Source organism: Acidovorax soli (genome assembly GCF_014207955.1).
Taxonomy (GTDB): Bacteria; Pseudomonadota; Gammaproteobacteria; order Burkholderiales; family Burkholderiaceae_C; genus Acidovorax; species Acidovorax soli_A.
Map to the genome: position 1 here is coordinate 557,310 of NZ_JACHLK010000001.1, position 17,111 is coordinate 574,420.

Here is a 17,111-nt window from a genome sequence, read left to right on the forward strand (position 1 = left end):
GTGCCACAGCACTGTCTGCGGCTTCCCGCCTGGTCATACGGTCGAACGCGAATCCGTATGAGGGGGTCGCCACTGCCCGTTCATTCATCCGCTCGCGCTCGGGCATGAAAAAGGCGATGGTGGGCACCTTGGAAAAGGGCTTCACCACCGCCTGTCGATGGAACCGGCGATCAGCCGATCAGCTCATCACACGTCGATATTCCCCGCGCGCAGCGCGTTCGTCTCGATGAAGTCACGCCGCGGCTCCACCTCGTCGCCCATGAGCATGGTGAACACGCGGTCGGCCTCGATGGCGTCGTCGATCTGCACGCGCAGCAGGCGGCGCACGTTGGGGTCCATCGTGGTTTCCCACAGCTGCTCGGGGTTCATCTCGCCCAGGCCCTTGTAGCGCTGGCGGCTGGTGCTGCGCTCTGCTTCGCTGATGAGCCACTTCATGGCCTGGCGGAAGTCGCCCACTTTTTCTTCCTTCTGCTTCTCGCCTTCGCCACGCAGGGCCTTGGCGCCCTCGCCCAGCAGGCCGCGGAAGGTTTCGGCGGCCTCGGCCAAGGCCTGGTAGTCGGCGCCGTGCACAAAGTCTTGCGTGATCACGCTGCTCTTGATGTTGCCGTGGTGGCGGCGGCTGATGCGCAGCAGGGGCTTGTCGGTGCGGGCGTCGAATTCGCCGGCCACTTCGGCGGGGGCGCCGGTGGTGTTCAGCTCGCGCAGCTTGGCCTGCAGGGCCACGGCGCTGGCTTCGGCTTCGGCCACGGAGTCGAGCTTGAGCGTCACGCCATCGGCCACGGCGCGCAGGGCTTCGGCGTCCATGAAGTTGGAGAGGCGCTCGATCACGCTCTCGGCCACCTGGTGCTTGCGCGCCAGTTCGCCCAGGGTCTCGCCGGTCAGCACCTGCGGGTTGGCGCCGCCGGTGCTCACGCTGGCGTGGTTCAGCGCAATGCGCAGCAAGAAGCCGTCGAGCGCGGGGCCGTCTTTCAGGTACAGCTCTTCCTTGCCGGCCTTCACCTTGTACAGCGGTGGCTGGGCAATGTAGATGTGGCCGCGTTCCACCAGCTCGGGCATCTGGCGGTAGAAGAAGGTGAGCAGCAGGGTGCGGATGTGGGCGCCGTCGACGTCGGCGTCGGTCATGATGATGATGCGGTGGTAGCGCAGCTTGGCGGCGTCGAAGTCGTCGCCCCCGGTGCTGCCGCCGGCCTTGCCGATGCCGGTGCCCAGGGCGGTGATCAGCGTCAAAATTTCGTTGCTGGTCAGCAGCTTTTCATACCGGGCCTTTTCCACGTTCAGGATCTTGCCGCGCAGCGGCAGAATGGCCTGGAACTTGCGGTCACGCCCCTGCTTGGCAGAGCCACCGGCGGAGTCACCCTCCACGATGTAGATTTCGCAGAGCGAGGGGTCTTTTTCCTGGCAGTCGGCCAGCTTGCCGGGCAGGCCCATGCCGTCGAGCACGCCCTTGCGGCGCGTCATTTCGCGGGCCTTGCGGGCGGCTTCGCGGGCGCGGGCGGCCTCCACGATCTTGCCGCAGATGATCTTGGCGTCGGCCGGGCGCTCCTGCAGGTAGTCGGTGAGCAGCTTGCTCACGATGTCTTCCACGGGCGCGCGCACTTCGCTCGATACCAGCTTGTCCTTGGTCTGGCTGCTGAACTTGGGCTCGGGCACCTTCACGCTCAGCACGCAGCACAGGCCTTCGCGCATGTCGTCGCCGGTGACTTCGACCTTGGCCTTCTTGGCCAGCTCGTTCTCTTCGATGTACTTGTTGATGACGCGGGTCATCGCGGCGCGCAGGCCGGTGAGGTGGGTGCCGCCGTCCCGCTGGGGGATGTTGTTGGTGAAGCACAGCACCTGCTCGGTGTAGGCGCTGTTCCACTGCATGGCCACTTCCACGCCGATGTGCGTGCCAGGGATGCCGCCGTACGTCTCTGCCGGGCGCTCGCCCGCGGCGTAGAACGAGGTGGGGTGCAGCACCGTCTTGCCCTTGTTGATGAACTCCACGAAGCCGCGCACGCCGCCGGCGCCCGAGAAGTCGTCTTCCTTGCCGCTGCGCTCGTCCTTGAGGCGAATGCGCACGCCGTTGTTCAAGAAGGAGAGTTCACGCAGGCGCTTGGCCAGGATCTCGTAGTGGAAGTCGTTGTTTTCCTTGAAGATCTCGGTGTCGGGCAGAAAGTGCACCTCGGTGCCGCGCTTTTCGGTCTCGCCGGTCACCTTCATGGGGCTCACTTCAAAGCCTTCCACGGTGTCGAGCAGGCGGTCTTGCACAAAGCCGCGCGCAAATTCGATCTGGTGCACCTTGCCTTCGCGGCGCACGGTCAGGCGCAGCCATTTGGAGAGTGCGTTCACGCAGCTCACACCCACGCCGTGCAGGCCGCCCGACACCTTGTAGCTGTTCTGGTTGAACTTGCCGCCAGCGTGCAGTTCGGTCAGCGCGATTTCGGCGGCGCTGCGCTTGGGCTCGTGCTTGTCGTCCATCTTCACCCCGGTGGGGATGCCGCGGCCGTTGTCGGTCACGCTGATGGAGTTGTCGGTGTGGATGGTGACGACGATGTCGTCGCAGTGGCCGGCCAGGGCTTCGTCGATGGAGTTGTCCACCACCTCGAACACCAGGTGGTGCAGGCCGGTGCCGTCGCTGGTGTCGCCGATGTACATGCCCGGGCGCTTGCGCACGGCCTCCAGGCCTTCCAGGATGGTGATGGAGCCTTCGCCGTAGCTTTCGCTGGCGCCGGCCTGGTTGGTGTCGATCTTTTGCGGAACGGGCTCACCAGTGCCGGTAGGTTCTTGCTCGGGCAGGTTGTTGTCAGCGGTCATGGTGGCCTTGGGGTCCGGGGGAAGCCACTGGTGGCTTCCGATGTGTGTCTGTCGAGGGTTCAAATCGTGCTCTGATTCCCATCAGATGGGGTCAGATAGCTATCATTTCAATAGCTTGCAAGGGGTGCCCGCCGGGGTGTGGCGGGCACGGCGCAGGGCTAGATGCGCATGGGCATCACGACGTACTTGAAGCTGTCGTTGTCGGGGATGGTGAGCAGCGCGGAGCTGTTGCCGTCGGAGAGCTCCACCTTCACCATGTCCTGGCCCATGTTGGCCAGGGCGTCGATCAGGTAGGTCACGTTGAAGCCGATCTCGATGGTGTCGCCACCGTAGTCGATGTCGAGCTCGTCCACGGCCTCTTCCTGCTCGGCGTTGTTGGACGCCACGCGCAGGGTGCCGGGTTCCAGGTTCAGGCGCACGCCCTTGAACTTGTCGCTGGTCATGATGGCGGTGCGCTGCAGGCTCGCCAGCAGCGGGGCGCGGCCCAGCGTGAGGTTGTTCTTGTGGTTCTTGGGGATGACGCGGTTGTAGTCGGGGAACTTGCCTTCCACCAGCTTGGTCACGAACTCCATGCCGCCAAAGGTGAACTTGGCCTGGTTGTTGGCGAACTGCATCTCGATGTGGGGCTGGTTCTCGCCGCCGGCATCGGACAGCAGGCGCTGCAGTTCGATCACGGTCTTGCGCGGCAGGATGACTTCCTGCTTGGGCACTTCCACGTCCAGCGTGGCGCTGGCAAAGGCCAGGCGGTGGCCGTCGGTGGCCACGAGGCTCAGGGTCTTGCCCTCGGCCACGAAGAGGATGCCGTTGAGGTAGTAGCGGATGTCCTGCACCGCCATGGCAAACGACACCTGGCCCAGCAGGTCCTTCAGGGTCTTTTGCGGCACGGCGAACACGGGGCCGAAGGCGGCCGATTCCTGCACCAGCGGGAAGTCTTCGGCCGGCAGGCTTTGCAGGGTGAAGCGGCTCTTGCCGCCCTTGAGGATCAGCTTGGACTGGGCGGATTCGAGGCTCACCGTCTGGTCGCTGGGCATGGTGCGCAGGATGTCGATGAGCTTGCGCGCGCCCACGGTGGTGGTGAAGTCGCCCGTGTCGCCGCCCAGCTCGGCCGTGGTGCGGATCTGGATTTCGAGGTCGCTGGTCGTCAGCTGCAGCGCATTGCCGGTCTTGCGGATCAGTACGTTGGCCAGAATGGGCAAGGTGTGGCGGCGCTCCACGATGCCAGCCACGGATTGCAGAACCGCGAGTACCTTGTCTTGTGTTGCCTTCAGGACGATCATGTCATCAACCCCTTGCTTGTGGATCTTTTTGGAACGGTGCGGGCAGCGGCACGGGTCGTGCCCCCCTGCTGCCCGATAACCCCCCATTTTGCCTTGTAAGGACCTGTTTTCTGCGGCAGCGTGGTGCCGAACAGGTTCTTACACAAATGGGCTTGGTGGTATGCACGGCGCTCAACCCTTGAGTGTCTGTTCCAGTACGTGCAGCTGCTGGTTCAGCTCGGTCAGCTGCTGGCGCTCGCCCGAAATCTTGCGCACCGCGTGCAGCACAGTCGTGTGGTCGCGCCCGCCGAACAGCTCGCCGATCTCGGGCAGGCTCTTTTGCGTCAGCTCCTTGGCCAGGTACATGGCAATCTGGCGCGGGCGGGCAATGCTGGCCGGGCGCTTCTTGCTGTACATGTCGGCGACCTTGATCTTGTAGTAGTCGGCCACCGTCTTCTGGATGTTTTCCACCGAGATCTGCCGGTTCTGGATGGACAGCAGGTCGCGCAGCGCCTCGCGGGCCAGCTGGATGGAGATTTCCTTCTGGTTGAAGCGCGAGTACGCGAGGATCTTGCGCAGCGCGCCTTCGAGCTCGCGCACGTTGGAGCGCACGTTCTTGGCCACGAAGAAGGCGACTTCCTCGGGCATCTCGGTGCCTTCCACGCGCGCCTTGTTGATCAGAATGGCCACGCGCATCTCGAGTTCGGGGGGCTCGATGGCCACGGTGAGGCCCGAGTCGAAGCGCGAAACCAGGCGCTCGTGGATATTGGCCAGCCCCTTGGGGTAGGTGTCGCTGGTCATCACGATGTGGCTCTTCTTGGCCAGGAGGGCCTCGAAGGCGTTGAAGAACTCCTCCTGCGTGCGGTCCTTGTTGGCGAAGAACTGCACGTCGTCGATGAGCAGCAGGTCCAGCGAGTGGTAGCGCTCCTTGAACTCGTCGAAGGTGCGGCGCTGGTAGGCCTTAACCACATCCGAGACGAACTGCTCGGCGTGGATGTAGAGAACTTTGGCGTCGGTCTTGTCGGCCAGCAGGCGGTTGCCCACAGCGTGCACCAGGTGGGTCTTGCCCAGGCCCACGCCGCCGTAGATGAACAGCGGGTTGTACAGGTGGCCGGGCATGCCCGCCACGTGCATGGCGGCCGAGCGCGCCATGCGGTTGGCCGTGCCCTCGACCAGGGTTTCGAAGGTCAGGCCGGCGTTCAGGCGGTTGCGGAAGGCGCTGGCCGATTCGTCGGGGCCGCTGCTGCTGCCGCTACCCTGGCCGGAGCCATTGCCGCCCTGCCCCTGGCTGGGCTGCTCGGGGGGCTGCTGCTGGGCGGGCGCGCTGCTCGTGCTGGGGCGCACGTAAGTGCGCGTCACGGCTTCTCGCTGAGCGAGTGCTAACTCCAGCGTGACGGGCTGGCCGTACAGGTCTTCGAGCAGCAGCGAGATGCGCTTGGCGTACTGCGCACGGATCCAGTCGAGCTTGAAGCGGTTGGCGACGAACAATGTCACCTTGGAGAAGTCTTCGGTCACCTGGGCCACGAGGGGCTTGATCCAGGTGTTGAACTGTTGCTCTGGCAGGTCTTGCGCCAGTTGTTCTAGGCAGGCCTGCCACAGGCTCTGGCCGGCGTCGGCCCCGGGGTTGGATGCGGAGCTGCTGGAGGGTTCCTCGGTCATTTATCGGTGGTTCTTTTTGTGGATAGGAGGAACGGTGCTGGGCCGCGCATTGTAGCTTGTCAAGGAGTTATCCACAATTTGAAAGGCCGGTGGTTCCAACAGGCCCGGACCCGGGTGTCCGGGGTCGGTACAAGGCATTCTGAACCCCTGATTCCAGCGCGCCACAGGGTCTTCCCGGGCGTGGGCATTGCCAGCGGGGCACAAGCCTGCGATAATTTTGGGTTTCCCTGAATGTGTTCAGGGCGATTTGACCGGGCGGTGCCGTTTTGTGTGCAGCAGTCCGGAACTGAACCTCAAGGAATAGAGCACCATGAAACGTACTTACCAGCCCTCCAAGACCCGCCGCGCCCGCACCCACGGTTTCCTCGTGCGCATGAAGACCCGTGGCGGCCGTGCCGTCATCAACGCACGCCGCGCCAAGGGCCGCAAGCGCCTGGCCGTCTAAGGCCGGCAAGGTCCTGGGCCTGCACCCCGGTTTGCACCGCCAGGTCACAAACGGGGGCGCTTGCGCAGCATGCAACGGCTGAAAACCCGTCCGCAGTTCCAGGCCGCCATGGCGGGGGGCACCGTTTCCCGTACCGCCCATTTTGCGCTGCACCGCCTGGTGCTGGGCGCCGACGGCACTGCCACGACTGGCGGTGCCGTTGTCACGTCTGGCGAACCCGCCATGGCTGACCCCGCGCAGCCAGCCGCCGCACCGGCATCTTCCACAGGGCCCGGCACCTCGCCGCAGGCCCTGTTTGCCGTTTCCGACGTCTGGCTGGGGGCCATGGTGCCCAAGCGCTGGGCGCGCCGTGCCGTCACGCGCAACACCATCAAGCGGCAGATCTACACCGTGGGCGCGACCTTCGAGGCGCGCCTGCCCCAGGCCGCCCACGTGGTGCGTCTGCGCAGCACCTTCGACCGCAAGCAGTTCATCAGCGCCACGTCCGACCAGCTCAAGCAGGCGGTGCGGGCCGAGCTGCTGCAGCTGTTTGGCCATGCGGCCAAACGGCAGGGCGGTGGCCAAGGCAATGGCCAGGGCGGCAGCGCTAGCAGAAGCGACAAAAGCCCCAGTGCGCCACGGGCGTCGGCGGTTGCGCCATGATGCGGGCGCTGCTCATCGGGGTGGTCAAGGGCTACCGCCTGTTCCTGAGCCCCTGGCTGGGTTCGGCCTGCCGCTTCGAGCCGACCTGCTCCGTCTATTCGCTGCAGGCGCTGGAGCAGCATGGCGCGGCGGCCGGCAGCTACCTCACGCTGCGCCGGCTGGTACGCTGCCACCCCTGGTGTGACGGGGGCCATGACCCCGTCCCGCAACAATTGCCGCGCAGCATGCGGCTGTTCTCGCGGTTTCAACAACCTTCACCAAAAAAGTCTCCATGAACGACATTCGCCGCACCATACTGTGGGTGATTTTTGGCTTCTCCATGGTTCTGCTGTGGGACAAGTGGCAGTTGCACAACGGCAACAAAGCCACCTTCTTCCCCACGCCAGCCACCACGGCGGCGTCGGCACCTGCGGGCACTGCCTCGGCTACGGCGGGCGCTGCGAGCGTGCCCTCCTCCACCAATTCGGCCACGCCGCCCGGCACCCCAGCCGCGAGCCAGGGCGCAGCGGCCGTTCCCGGCCAGCCCGCCACCACGGCAGCCCCCGTCACGCGCGAGCGCGTGCAGGTGGCCACCGACGTCTACCGCCTGACCTTCGACAGCGAAGGCGGTTCGCTGACGCATGCCGAACTGCTCAAGCACGCCGACATCGGTGACAAGAGCGGCAAGAACTTTCTGCTGCTGGACGAAAGCGCCAACCGCGTCTACGTGGCGCAGACCGGCCTGATCGGCGGCGCCTTCCCCACGCACAAGACGCTGATGACGGCCGTGCCCGGCCCGCGCGAGCTCAAGGACGGGCAGGACGAGCTGTCCATCCGCTTCGAGTCGCCCGACCAGGGCGGCGTGAAGCTGGTCAAGACCTGGACGGTGAAGCGCGGCCAGTACGACATCGCCGTCAAGCACGAGGTGGTGAACACCGGCACGGCCCCCGTGTCGCCCGAGCTGTACCTGCAGCTGGTGCGCGACGGCAACAAGCCGCCAGGCGAGTCCTCGTTCTACTCCACCTTCACCGGCCCCGCGGTCTACACCGAGGCCAAGAAGTACCAGAAGGTCGAGTTCAAGGACATCGAGGCCGGCAAGGTCGACATCCAGAAGGATTCCACCAACGGCTACGTGGCCATGGTGCAGCACTATTTCGCCACGGCCTGGCTGCTGGGCAATGACATTCCGCGCAACCTGTTCATGCGCAAGGTGGACACCAACCTGTACTCGGTGGGCATGATCACGCAGCTCGGTGCCATTGCCCCCGGCGCCAGCAAGACCGTGGACGCGCGCCTGTTCGCCGGCCCCCAGGTCGAGAAGACGCTGGAAGCCCTGAGCCCCGGCCTGGAGCTGGTGAAGGACTATGGCTGGCTGACCATCCTGTCCAAGCCGCTGTACTGGCTGCTGGACCAGCTGCACAAGATCCTGGGCAACTGGGGCTGGGCCATCGTGGCGCTGGTGCTGTTGCTCAAGATCGCCTTCTACTGGCTCAATGCCAAGGCCTACGCGAGCATGGCCAAGATGAAGGCCATCAACCCCAAGATCATGGAGATGCGCGAGCGCCTGAAGGACAAGCCGCAGCAGATGCAGCAGGAGATGATGCGCATCTACCGCGAGGAGAAGGTCAACCCCATGGGGGGCTGCTTCCCCATCATGATCCAGATCCCGGTGTTCATCGCCCTGTACTGGGTGCTGCTGTCCAGCGTGGAAATGCGCAACGCGCCCTGGATCGGCTGGATCCACGACCTCTCGGCACCGGACCCGTTCTTCATCCTGCCCCTGCTGATGACGCTGTCGTCGCTGCTGCAGACGGCCCTGAACCCTGCGCCGCCGGACCCACTGCAGGCCAAGATGATGTGGTTCATGCCGCTGATCTTCAGCGTGATGTTCTTCTTCTTCCCGGCCGGCCTGGTGCTGTACTGGCTGACGAACAACATTCTGTCGATCGCGCAGCAGTGGATCATCAACACCCGCATGGGTGTGCCACCGCAGTTCAACCTGCCCAAGTTCAGCTGATTGCTCTTGCGGTCGCTGACCCCCGAAAGGCCGCGCAAGCGGCCTTTTTTCATCGACACCATTACAGTCACGCCCATGCTTGCCCGCCACGCCGACCCCATCGTTGCCATTGCCACTGCCCCGGGACGCGGCGCCGTGGGCATCGTGCGTGTGTCGGGCAAGGGCATTGCGCCGCTGGTGCAGGCGCTGTGCGGGCGCGACCTGCGCCCGCGCGAGGCGCACTACCTGCCCTTCCGTGACGCGGACGGCCAGGCCATCGACCAGGGGCTGGCGCTGTACTTTCCGGCGCCGCACTCCTACACCGGCGAGGACGTGCTGGAGCTGCAGGCCCACGGCGGCCCGGTGGTGCTGCAGCTCTTGCTGGCGCGCTGCCTGGAGGCGGCGGCCGCGGCGCGTGCCGATGGTGGTGGCGCCGTGCTCACCGGCCTGCGCGTGGCCGAACCGGGCGAGTTCACCGAGCGCGCCTTTCTCAACGACAAGATCGACCTGGCCCAGGCCGAGGCGATTGCCGATCTGATCGATGCCTCCACCGCGGCGGCGGCGCGCAGCGCGAGCCGTTCGCTCACGGGCGCGTTCTCCCATGAGATCCATGCGCTGCGCGATGCGCTGATCCACCTGCGCATGCTGGTGGAGGCGACGCTGGACTTTCCCGAGGAGGACATCGACTTCTTGCAGCAGGCCGATGCCCAGGGCCAGCTCGACCGCCTGCAGCAGACCCTGGCGCGCGTGCGCCAGCGCGCCCAGCAGGGGGCGCTGCTGCGCGAGGGCATCAAGGTGGTGATCGCCGGGCAGCCCAATGCGGGCAAGAGCTCGCTGCTCAACGCGCTGGCAGGGGCGGAGCTGGCCATCGTGACCCCGATTGCCGGCACCACGCGCGACAAGGTGCAGCAGACCATCCAGATCGAGGGCGTGCCGCTGCACGTGATCGACACGGCCGGCCTGCGCGAGAGCGAAGACGAGGTGGAGCGCATCGGCATCGCGCGCGCCTGGGACGAGATCGCCGGGGCCGATGCCGTGCTGTTCCTGCACGACCTGTCGCGCGCCGACACCGCGGACTACGCGGCCAGCGATGCGGCGATTGCGGCCGACATGGCCGGGCGCCTGCCCGCCGCCGTGCCCGTGATCGATGTCTGGAACAAGATCGACTGTGTGGACGAGGCCACGGCCGCCCGGCTGCAGGGTGTGGGCCGCGCGGTGCGGCTGTCGGCGCGCACGGGCGCGGGCCTCGAAGACCTGCGCCGCATGCTGCTCGAGGTGGCGGGCTGGCAGGCGGCCCCCGAGGGCGTGTACATCGCCCGCGCGCGCCATGTGCAGGCGCTGCAGGCGGTGGCGGCGCACCTGGACGAGGCGCACATGCAGTTACAGGCGCGCGCCCCGGCCCTTGACATCCTGGCCGAAGAACTGCGCCTGGCGCAGAATGCATTGGGTGCGATTACGGGCGAGTTCACCTCCGATGACCTGCTGGGCGTGATTTTTTCGAGCTTTTGCATCGGAAAATAGCGCGAGGCCGCTGCCGGCGCGTGCGCTTTTGTTGTAAACGGACGTAAACAGCGCTTGTGCCCAACCTGTAACAGGGTTACTTTAAGAACAACCATGAACGTCCTATCTCCCGCTGCCACCAAAGCCGATCTGCAGGGCCTGATCGATGCCATCGCCCAGGCCAGTGCCGACGACAGCATCACCAATCCCCTGACCGCCGCGCAGTGGGATGTGGTTGCGCCTTACCTGCTGCCCTGCATCCTGCCCACTGGGCACGTGCTGTTCCAGCAGGGCACCAGCGACCGCACCCTGTACTTCGTGGAAAGCGGCAGCCTGAGCGTGCACTTCCAGGACGAGAAGGAGCGCCTGCGCCTGGCCATCGTGGGCCCGGGCTCCGTGCTCGGCGAAGGCGCCTTCTTTTCGCACCGCTCGCGCAGCGCCACGGTGCAGGCCACGGGGCCCTGCAAGCTGTGGAGCCTGACGGCCATCCGCTTCACCGAGTTGACCAACCGGCAACCTGCCATTGCGCTGGGCCTGGCCATGGCGGCCGGGTCGGTGCTGGCCAAGCGCCTGGGCAATCGCCGACGGCGCGTTGCGGCGACCTGACACCGCTGTCGGCCGGCACCGCTTTCGGTACCGGCGGCGTCGTTGGGGGTGCAGGGCTCGCGGTACACTCGAATCGGACAACCCACTGCAGGTGAACTCCGAGGAAAGCACGCCATGTCACTGTTCAGCTGGTTCAGCCGCAAACCGGTACCACCCAAGCCCCGGCCCAGTGCGGCGTCGGAACCTTCGGGCCTGCTCAACGCCGACGCCACGGTGCCGCTGTCTGCGGGCCGCCAGGGCAAGCCCCTGGTCGACCCCGTGCCCCCCGAGCACGCCGCCAACCGCAAGAACGAGCGCATGGAGCGCCGCGAGCTGCTCTACACCGTGGTGCGCGATGCCATGGTGCGTGCAGGCGTGCTGTCGGCCAGCTACAAATTCAAGGTGCTGTCGCTGGACCAGCGTGGCCGCCAGTTCCTGGTGATGATGGACCTGGCGCGCGAATACGGTGGCGAGACCGTGCGCCTGTCCGAGATCGAGGCGCTGATCGCCCAGACCGCCAAGACGCGCTACGACATCCTGGTGACCGCCGTGTACTGGCGCATCAACGACCATGTGGCGGTGGGCATTCCGCAAAAGGGCATTGCCCCGCTGGGCGCCGCCCTGCCCGTGGGCGCCCAGGCGCCTGCCGCGGCAGCCGCCGTGCGCCGCCCGCTGCCCCCGGTATCGGCCCCGGCCCCGCTGACGGCCACGCCCTCGGCCCCGATTTCGCGCCCGGCCCCGTTGCGCGCGGCCGCCCCCGTGGCCACCGCCCCGGCGCCGCTCACAGGCACGGTGGCACCGCGCTCCCCCGCGCCGGTGGACTACGAGGCCACCCGCCCGGTGCAGCGCTTCGAGCCCATCGAGGCCGACGAAGTGGCCGCCTTCAAGCGCGCCCTGGCCGATGCCGCAGGCAGCAACCCCAACCCCGTCGCTCCGGCCCGCCCTGGCGGCGCACCCGTGCGCTCGGGCCCCCTGCGCCCCCGCCCACCCAATGCGACCGGCTTCGAGGACACGGAGATGCCCGGCTCGGAAGAGCGCGGCCCGGACCTGAGCAGCACCCAATACGGCGAACTGCGCTGAGCGCGCACGGCGCCAAAAAAACAAAGGCGGCCCGAGGGCCGCCTTTTTCATTCCGGAACAGGGATCACTCAGGCTTTGACATCCAGCAGCGAGCCCATCATCTGGTCCTGGGTCTTGACCACCTGCAGGCTGGCCTTGAAGGCGTAGGTGGCCGACATCTGTTCCACGGCCTCCTGCTCCAGCGCCACGCCCTCTTCCTGGCTGCGGCGCACGGAGCCGGTGACGCCGGCGCCGCCGGGCGTGGCTTCCTGCTCGACCACCTGGCGCTGGTAGCGCGGCGTGTTCATGTTGGCCACGTTGTTGGCCGAGGCGTCCAGGCGCAACTGGGCCGTCTGCATGCCGGAGGTGCCGATCGAGGAAATGGAGGCCATGGGGACGTGCTCGCGGTGGCGGGGGATGCCCGGATTATCCGGCGCTGCCGGATTTTGGGCGAGACCGCCCATCCTGCTGGCAGGGTCACTGGCCCCAGAAACGGTCTTCTTGCACCGGGTCGCTGGAGAAGAGAAAGACCTCGGCGACCTGGCCGTCCTGGATGCGCAGCAGGTCCACGCCCGCCTGGTCCAGGCGGGCGCCCTCGCGCTCGCCCGCAAAGCGGATGCTGATGGCCACCCAGTCCCCGTTCTCCATGTAGTGCTGCGCCTCGGTGATGGCGAACGTTCCCCGGGAGACCTCCATCATCCCGCCGATCATGGCCCCCACGGCGGCCAGGCCCCGGTGCGTGCCGGAAAAGCGGTTGGCCCCCGGCTGGTGCCAGACCACGGTGGGTGACACGGTGCGGGCCAGCAGGGCCTGGTCGCCGGTCTGGGCGGCGCGGATGTAGTTCCTGGCGATATCGATGGCGGACATGGGTTCTCTCAAGGTGTTGAAGATGGGGTAATTGTTGGACTTCTGAATCAGAATGGCACGGTAGCTCCAGGCATTGAAAAGATACTTTTCGGACACAATGCGCCCACACCCAGTAAGGAAGGCGATGGCCCCGAAGAACCCTGGCAGCACCGACATCGAACGCTTCGACTACCGGCCGCCCGGCAGCTACGGGCTGGACCTGGAGGTCTTCGCCATGTCCGAGCTGCGCCAGCGCGGCCCTGCGGGCGAGGTGCAACGCACCCACCGCTATGCCTTCCACATGCTGGTGCTGGTCACGCGCGGCAGCTGCACCCAGGTGATCGATTTCGCGCCCGTGCCCTGCGAAGCCGGCTCGCTGCTGGCCATCCGGCCCGGCCAGGCCCACTACTTCGGGCCGGCCGAGGACTGGGAAGGCTGGGTGCTGCTGCTGCGCCCCGAATTCCTGCTGGCAGGCGCTGGGTCGCCCGCCAGCGACCTACGGCTGGTGGCCGGGCTGGAGCGCTTTCCCGTGCACCTGGCGCTGGGCGATGGCGAGGCCCGCACGGTGGCCAATGCCCTGCTGCAGATGCGTGCGGATGCCGCCGCCGACGCCCCGGCGCAGGACCTGCATGCCCTGCTGCGCTACCAGCTCTACGCCCTGCTCACCCGGCTGGCCATGGCCCATGGCCAGCGCACGCCACCCGCGCCGGCGAAGCTGCGCGCCCTGCAGCGCTTCGAGCGCTTTCGGCAGCTGCTGGAGCAGCGCTTTGCCGACTGGCACCAGGTGGCGGACTACACCGGCCCATTGGGCTGCACGGAAAAAAGCCTGGCCCGCGCCACCCACGCCGCGGTCGGCACGAGCGCCAAGGCCTTCATCGCCGCGCGCATTGCCCTCGAAGCCAAGCGCCTGCTGCTGCACACGGGCGTGCCCGTGGCGCGCATTGCCGAGCGCCTGGGGTTTGACGAGGCGACCAACTTCAGCAAGTTCTTCCGCCGGGAGGCGGGCTGCACCCCGGCCGAGTTCCGCCGCCAGCAGGCGGCGGTGCTCCCGGTGCGCAACGCAGGCTGATCAGGCCTGCACGTAGTCGGGGTGGCGCGCGCAGATCTCGTCGACCTGGCTCAGCGTGCCCGACAGGTGGGCGCGCAGCGCGTCCTGGGCGGCCGGGGCGTCACCGGCCGCGATGGCGTCCACGATGCGCTGGTGGTCGGCCAGCACGGCTGCAGTCTTGCCCTCGGTGGGCAGGTGCAGGCGGCGCAGGCGGTCCACATGGCCTGAGCGGCGGCGCACCAGGTCCCACAGGCCGGCCACGCCCGCGGCCTCGTACATGCACTGGTGGAAGCCCTGGTCGGCCTCGACGAAGGCGCGGTAGCTGGCGGGCCCCATGACGGCGGTCATGGCGGCGACCTGGCCGCGCAGGCGGGCCAATACCACCTCGTCGGGTGCCAGGGCCAGGGTGCGCACCACTTCCAGTTCGATGGAGCGGCGCAGGTAGTGCGCCTGGCGCGCGGCCTCGATGTCGATGCGGCTGACCACGGTGGCGTGTTGCGGAAAGATGTCCACCAGCCCCTCTTCGCCCAGGCGCAGCAGGGCGTCGCGCACAGGCGTCTGGCTGATGCCGAACTGCTCGGCCAGTTCGGCGCGCGCCAGCACGGTGCCGGGCGCCAGGTCGAGCGAGACGATGGCCTCGCGCAGGCGGTCGAAGACCTGGGGCGCCGCATGGCGCGACCGGTCGAGGCGGACTTTTTCTCTCACGTTCATAGGCCTGCCGATTGTCGCACCGGCTGGTGTTGACGCACTAATATACTAGTGCTTTAATGCGCCACATGACACGACGCACCCCCGATTCCCTGCGCAGCGCGCGCTGGTTCGCGCCCGACGACCTGCGCTCCTTCGGCCACCGCTCGCGCATCCTGCAGATGGGCTACGCGCCCGAGGACTGGGTGGGCAAGCCCATCATCGCCATCGTCAACACCTGGTCGGACATCAACCCCTGCCACGGCCACTTCCGCCAGCGCGTGGAGGACGTCAAGCGCGGCGTGTTGCAGGCGGGGGGCTTTCCCATCGAGCTGCCCGCCATCTCGCTGGCCGAGGCCTTTGTGAAACCCACCACCATGCTCTACCGCAACATGCTGGCCATGGAGACCGAGGAGCTGCTGCGCAGCCACCCGGTGGACGGCGCGGTGCTCATGGGCGGTTGCGACAAGACCGGCCCCGGCCTGCTGATGGGCGCCATGAGCGCCGGCCTGCCGGCCATCTTCGTGCCCGCCGGCCCCATGCTGCGCGGCAATTACAACGGCCAGGTGCTGGGTTCGGGCTCGGACGCCTGGAAACTCTGGGACGAGCGCCGCGCCGGCCACCTGAGCCAGGAACAGTGGCAGGGCGTGGAGGCCGGTATTGCGCGCAGCCACGGCACCTGCATGACCATGGGCACGGCCAGCACCATGACGGCGATTGCCGAGGCCATCGGCATGAGCCTGCCCGGCGCCTCGTCCATCCCCGCGCCCGACGCCAACCACGTGCGCATGAGCGCCGAGAGCGGCCGCCGCATCGTGGACATGGTGTGGAACGACCTCACGCCCGCGAAGCTGCTCAGCCGCGAGTCCTTTCTCAACGGCATCCGCATTGCCATGGCCGTGGGCTGCTCCACCAACGCCATCGTGCACCTGGTGGCCATGTCGCGCCGTGCGGGTGCGCACTGCGCCGTGACGCTGGACGACTTCGACGCCGCCAGCCGCGTGGTGCCGGTGCTGGCCAATGTGCGGCCCAGCGGCGACACCTACCTCATGGAAGACTTCTACTACGCGGGCGGCCTGCCGGGCCTGATGTCGCGCATGCCGGAGCTGTTGCACCTGGGCGCGCAGACCGTTACCGGGCGCACGCTGGGCGAGAACATCGCGGGCGCGGCGGTGTTCAACGACGATGTGATCCGGCCGCTGTCCAACCCCATCTACGCCGAAGGCGCATTGGCCGTGCTGCGCGGCAACCTCGCGCCCGATGGCGCGGTGATCAAGCCCAGCGCCTGTGCCCCGCACCTGCAGCAGCACACCGGCCCGGCCCTGGTGTTCGACGACTACCCGAGCATGAAGGCCGCCGTGGACGACCCCGACCTGGACGTCACGCCCGGCCACATCCTGGTGCTGCGCAACGCCGGCCCCCAGGGCGGGCCCGGCATGCCCGAGTGGGGCATGCTGCCCATACCGGCCAAGCTCGTGAAGCAGGGCGTGCGCGACATGCTGCGCCTGTCGGACGCGCGCATGAGCGGCACGAGCTACGGCGCCTGCATCCTGCACGCCGCGCCCGAGGCCTACATCGGCGGCCCCCTGGCCTTGGTGCGCACGGGCGACCGGATCACCGTGGACGTGCCCGCGCGCCGCATCCACCTGGAGGTGGACGAGGCCGAGCTGGCGCGCCGCCGCGCCGCGTGGACGCCGCCGCCCCCGCGCTTCGAACGTGGCTACGGCTGGATGTTCAGCCGCCACATCCTGCAGGCCGACCAGGGCTGCGACTTCGACTTCCTCGAAACCGGCTTCGGTGCGCCCGTGCCCGAGCCCGACATCTTCTGACCCACCCTCCCCTCCTTTGCCATGCCATTGAACCCCCGCACCCGCGAACTGCTCGCCCATGTCAGCACCGCCACCCTGTGCACCGCCCTGTTCAAGCGCGGCCTGCGCAACCAGTTCCTGCAGGATGTGCACCCCCTGCGCGGCGGCCGCGCCAACATGGTGGGCGAGGCCTTCACGCTGCGCTACATCCCGGCGCGCGAGGACCTGAACCCGATCAGCGTGTTCCAGGACCGCGGCCACCCCCAGCGCAAGGCCGTGGAGGAATGCCCGCCGGGCGCGGTGCTGGTGATCGACAGCCGCAAGGACGCGCGCGCCGCCTCGGCCGGCTCCATCCTGGCCACGCGCCTGATGCAGCGCGGCGTGGCCGGCCTGGTGACGGACGGCGGCTTTCGCGACACGCCCGAGATCGCGGCGCTGGCCATGCCGGCCTACCACCAGCGGCCCTCGGCCCCCACCAACCTCACGCTGCACCAGGCGCTGGACATCAACGTGCCCATAGCCTGTGCCGACGTGGCCGTGTTCCCGGGCGATGTGGTGGTGGGCGATGGCGAAGGCGTGGTGGTCATCCCCGCCCACCTGGCCGACGAGATCGCGGCCGAGGCCACGGAGATGACGGCCTTCGAGGACTTCGTGACCGCCCAGGTGCTGCAGGGCCGTTCCATCCTGGGCCTGTACCCGCCCACCGACCCGGCCACGCCCGGCGAGTTCGCCGCCTGGCGGCAGGCCCAGGGGCGCTGAGCCCCCCGTTCTATCGCTTCCCCCATAACGACCACCGGAGACAAACCAC

16 protein-coding genes are annotated in these 17,111 nt (G+C 67.5%); 10 read left to right on the top strand and 6 right to left on the bottom strand.

Going from position 1 to position 17,111, the window contains the following annotated elements; translation table 11 throughout:
• Positions 1-186: 186 nt before the first annotated feature.
• The 3 genes from gyrB to dnaA all read right to left on the bottom strand — a co-directional run bounded on the left by gyrB (position 187) and on the right by dnaA (position 5,708).
• A complete protein-coding gene (gene gyrB, locus HNP48_RS02640) occupies positions 187-2,793 on the bottom strand; it encodes a DNA topoisomerase (ATP-hydrolyzing) subunit B (protein WP_184855283.1) in 2,607 nt (868 codons plus the stop codon).
• 158 nt (positions 2,794-2,951) lie between these two features.
• Positions 2,952-4,070: a DNA polymerase III subunit beta gene (gene dnaN / locus HNP48_RS02645; protein ID WP_184855284.1), complete on the bottom strand. Its 1,119-nt coding sequence runs from the start codon at positions 4,068-4,070 to the stop codon at positions 2,952-2,954.
• 171 nt (positions 4,071-4,241) lie between these two features.
• Entirely contained in the window at positions 4,242-5,708 is a 1,467-nt protein-coding gene (gene dnaA / locus HNP48_RS02650) for a chromosomal replication initiator protein DnaA (protein WP_184855285.1), read from the bottom strand.
• Between the two features lie 310 nt (positions 5,709-6,018).
• Between dnaA and rpmH the strand changes: the two genes are divergently transcribed.
• The 7 genes from rpmH (at position 6,019) to HNP48_RS02685 (ending at position 11,935) form a co-directional block, all read left to right on the top strand.
• The gene (gene rpmH / locus HNP48_RS02655; RefSeq protein WP_005798102.1) at positions 6,019-6,153 is read left to right on the top strand and encodes a 50S ribosomal protein L34; all 135 of its coding nucleotides are present in this window, start codon (positions 6,019-6,021) and stop codon (positions 6,151-6,153) included.
• 69 nt (positions 6,154-6,222) lie between these two features.
• The gene (locus tag HNP48_RS02660) at positions 6,223-6,795 is read left to right on the top strand and encodes a ribonuclease P protein component (RefSeq protein ID WP_184855286.1); all 573 of its coding nucleotides are present in this window, start codon (positions 6,223-6,225) and stop codon (positions 6,793-6,795) included.
• Positions 6,792-7,070: a membrane protein insertion efficiency factor YidD gene (gene yidD, locus HNP48_RS02665; RefSeq protein ID WP_184855287.1), complete on the top strand. Its 279-nt coding sequence runs from the start codon at positions 6,792-6,794 to the stop codon at positions 7,068-7,070. Before HNP48_RS02660 ends, yidD begins: the two co-directional genes overlap by 4 nt.
• Complete coding sequence (gene yidC, locus HNP48_RS02670; protein ID WP_184855288.1) at positions 7,067-8,791, top strand: membrane protein insertase YidC; 1,725 nt, start codon at positions 7,067-7,069, stop codon at positions 8,789-8,791. The genes yidD and yidC overlap by 4 nt, the downstream gene beginning before the upstream one ends.
• Before the next feature lie 75 nt (positions 8,792-8,866).
• Positions 8,867-10,291, top strand: coding sequence for a tRNA uridine-5-carboxymethylaminomethyl(34) synthesis GTPase MnmE (gene mnmE, locus HNP48_RS02675; RefSeq protein ID WP_184855289.1), 1,425 nt, complete (start codon positions 8,867-8,869; stop codon positions 10,289-10,291).
• Between the two features lie 93 nt (positions 10,292-10,384).
• Entirely contained in the window at positions 10,385-10,876 is a 492-nt protein-coding gene (locus HNP48_RS02680) for a Crp/Fnr family transcriptional regulator (protein ID WP_184855290.1), read from the top strand.
• Between the two features lie 114 nt (positions 10,877-10,990).
• Positions 10,991-11,935, top strand: coding sequence for a hypothetical protein (locus tag HNP48_RS02685; RefSeq protein WP_184855291.1), 945 nt, complete (start codon positions 10,991-10,993; stop codon positions 11,933-11,935).
• Between the two features lie 68 nt (positions 11,936-12,003).
• On the opposite strand, the gene HNP48_RS02690 is transcribed toward HNP48_RS02685, so the two are convergent.
• Positions 12,004-12,306 carry a flagellar basal body rod protein FlgC gene (locus HNP48_RS02690; protein ID WP_184855292.1) on the bottom strand — a complete coding sequence of 101 codons (303 nt, stop codon included), beginning with the start codon at positions 12,304-12,306 and terminating at the stop codon, positions 12,004-12,006.
• Positions 12,307-12,391: 85 nt separating this feature from the next.
• Positions 12,392-12,781, bottom strand: coding sequence for a nuclear transport factor 2 family protein (locus tag HNP48_RS02695; protein WP_184855293.1), 390 nt, complete (start codon positions 12,779-12,781; stop codon positions 12,392-12,394).
• 124 nt (positions 12,782-12,905) lie between these two features.
• On the opposite strand from HNP48_RS02695, the gene HNP48_RS02700 reads away from it, so the two are divergent.
• Entirely contained in the window at positions 12,906-13,829 is a 924-nt protein-coding gene (locus HNP48_RS02700) for a helix-turn-helix transcriptional regulator (RefSeq protein ID WP_184855294.1), read from the top strand.
• Here HNP48_RS02700 and HNP48_RS02705 read toward each other — a convergent pair whose 3' ends face one another.
• A complete protein-coding gene (locus tag HNP48_RS02705; protein WP_184855295.1) occupies positions 13,830-14,519 on the bottom strand; it encodes a GntR family transcriptional regulator in 690 nt (229 codons plus the stop codon).
• 65 nt (positions 14,520-14,584) lie between these two features.
• On the opposite strand from HNP48_RS02705, the gene araD reads away from it, so the two are divergent.
• Entirely contained in the window at positions 14,585-16,324 is a 1,740-nt protein-coding gene (gene araD / locus HNP48_RS02710; protein WP_184855296.1) for an L-arabinonate dehydratase, read from the top strand.
• A 27-nt stretch (positions 16,325-16,351) separates the two neighbouring features.
• A complete protein-coding gene (locus HNP48_RS02715) occupies positions 16,352-17,062 on the top strand; it encodes a ribonuclease activity regulator RraA (RefSeq protein WP_184855664.1) in 711 nt (236 codons plus the stop codon).
• Positions 17,063-17,111 lie beyond the last annotated feature (49 nt).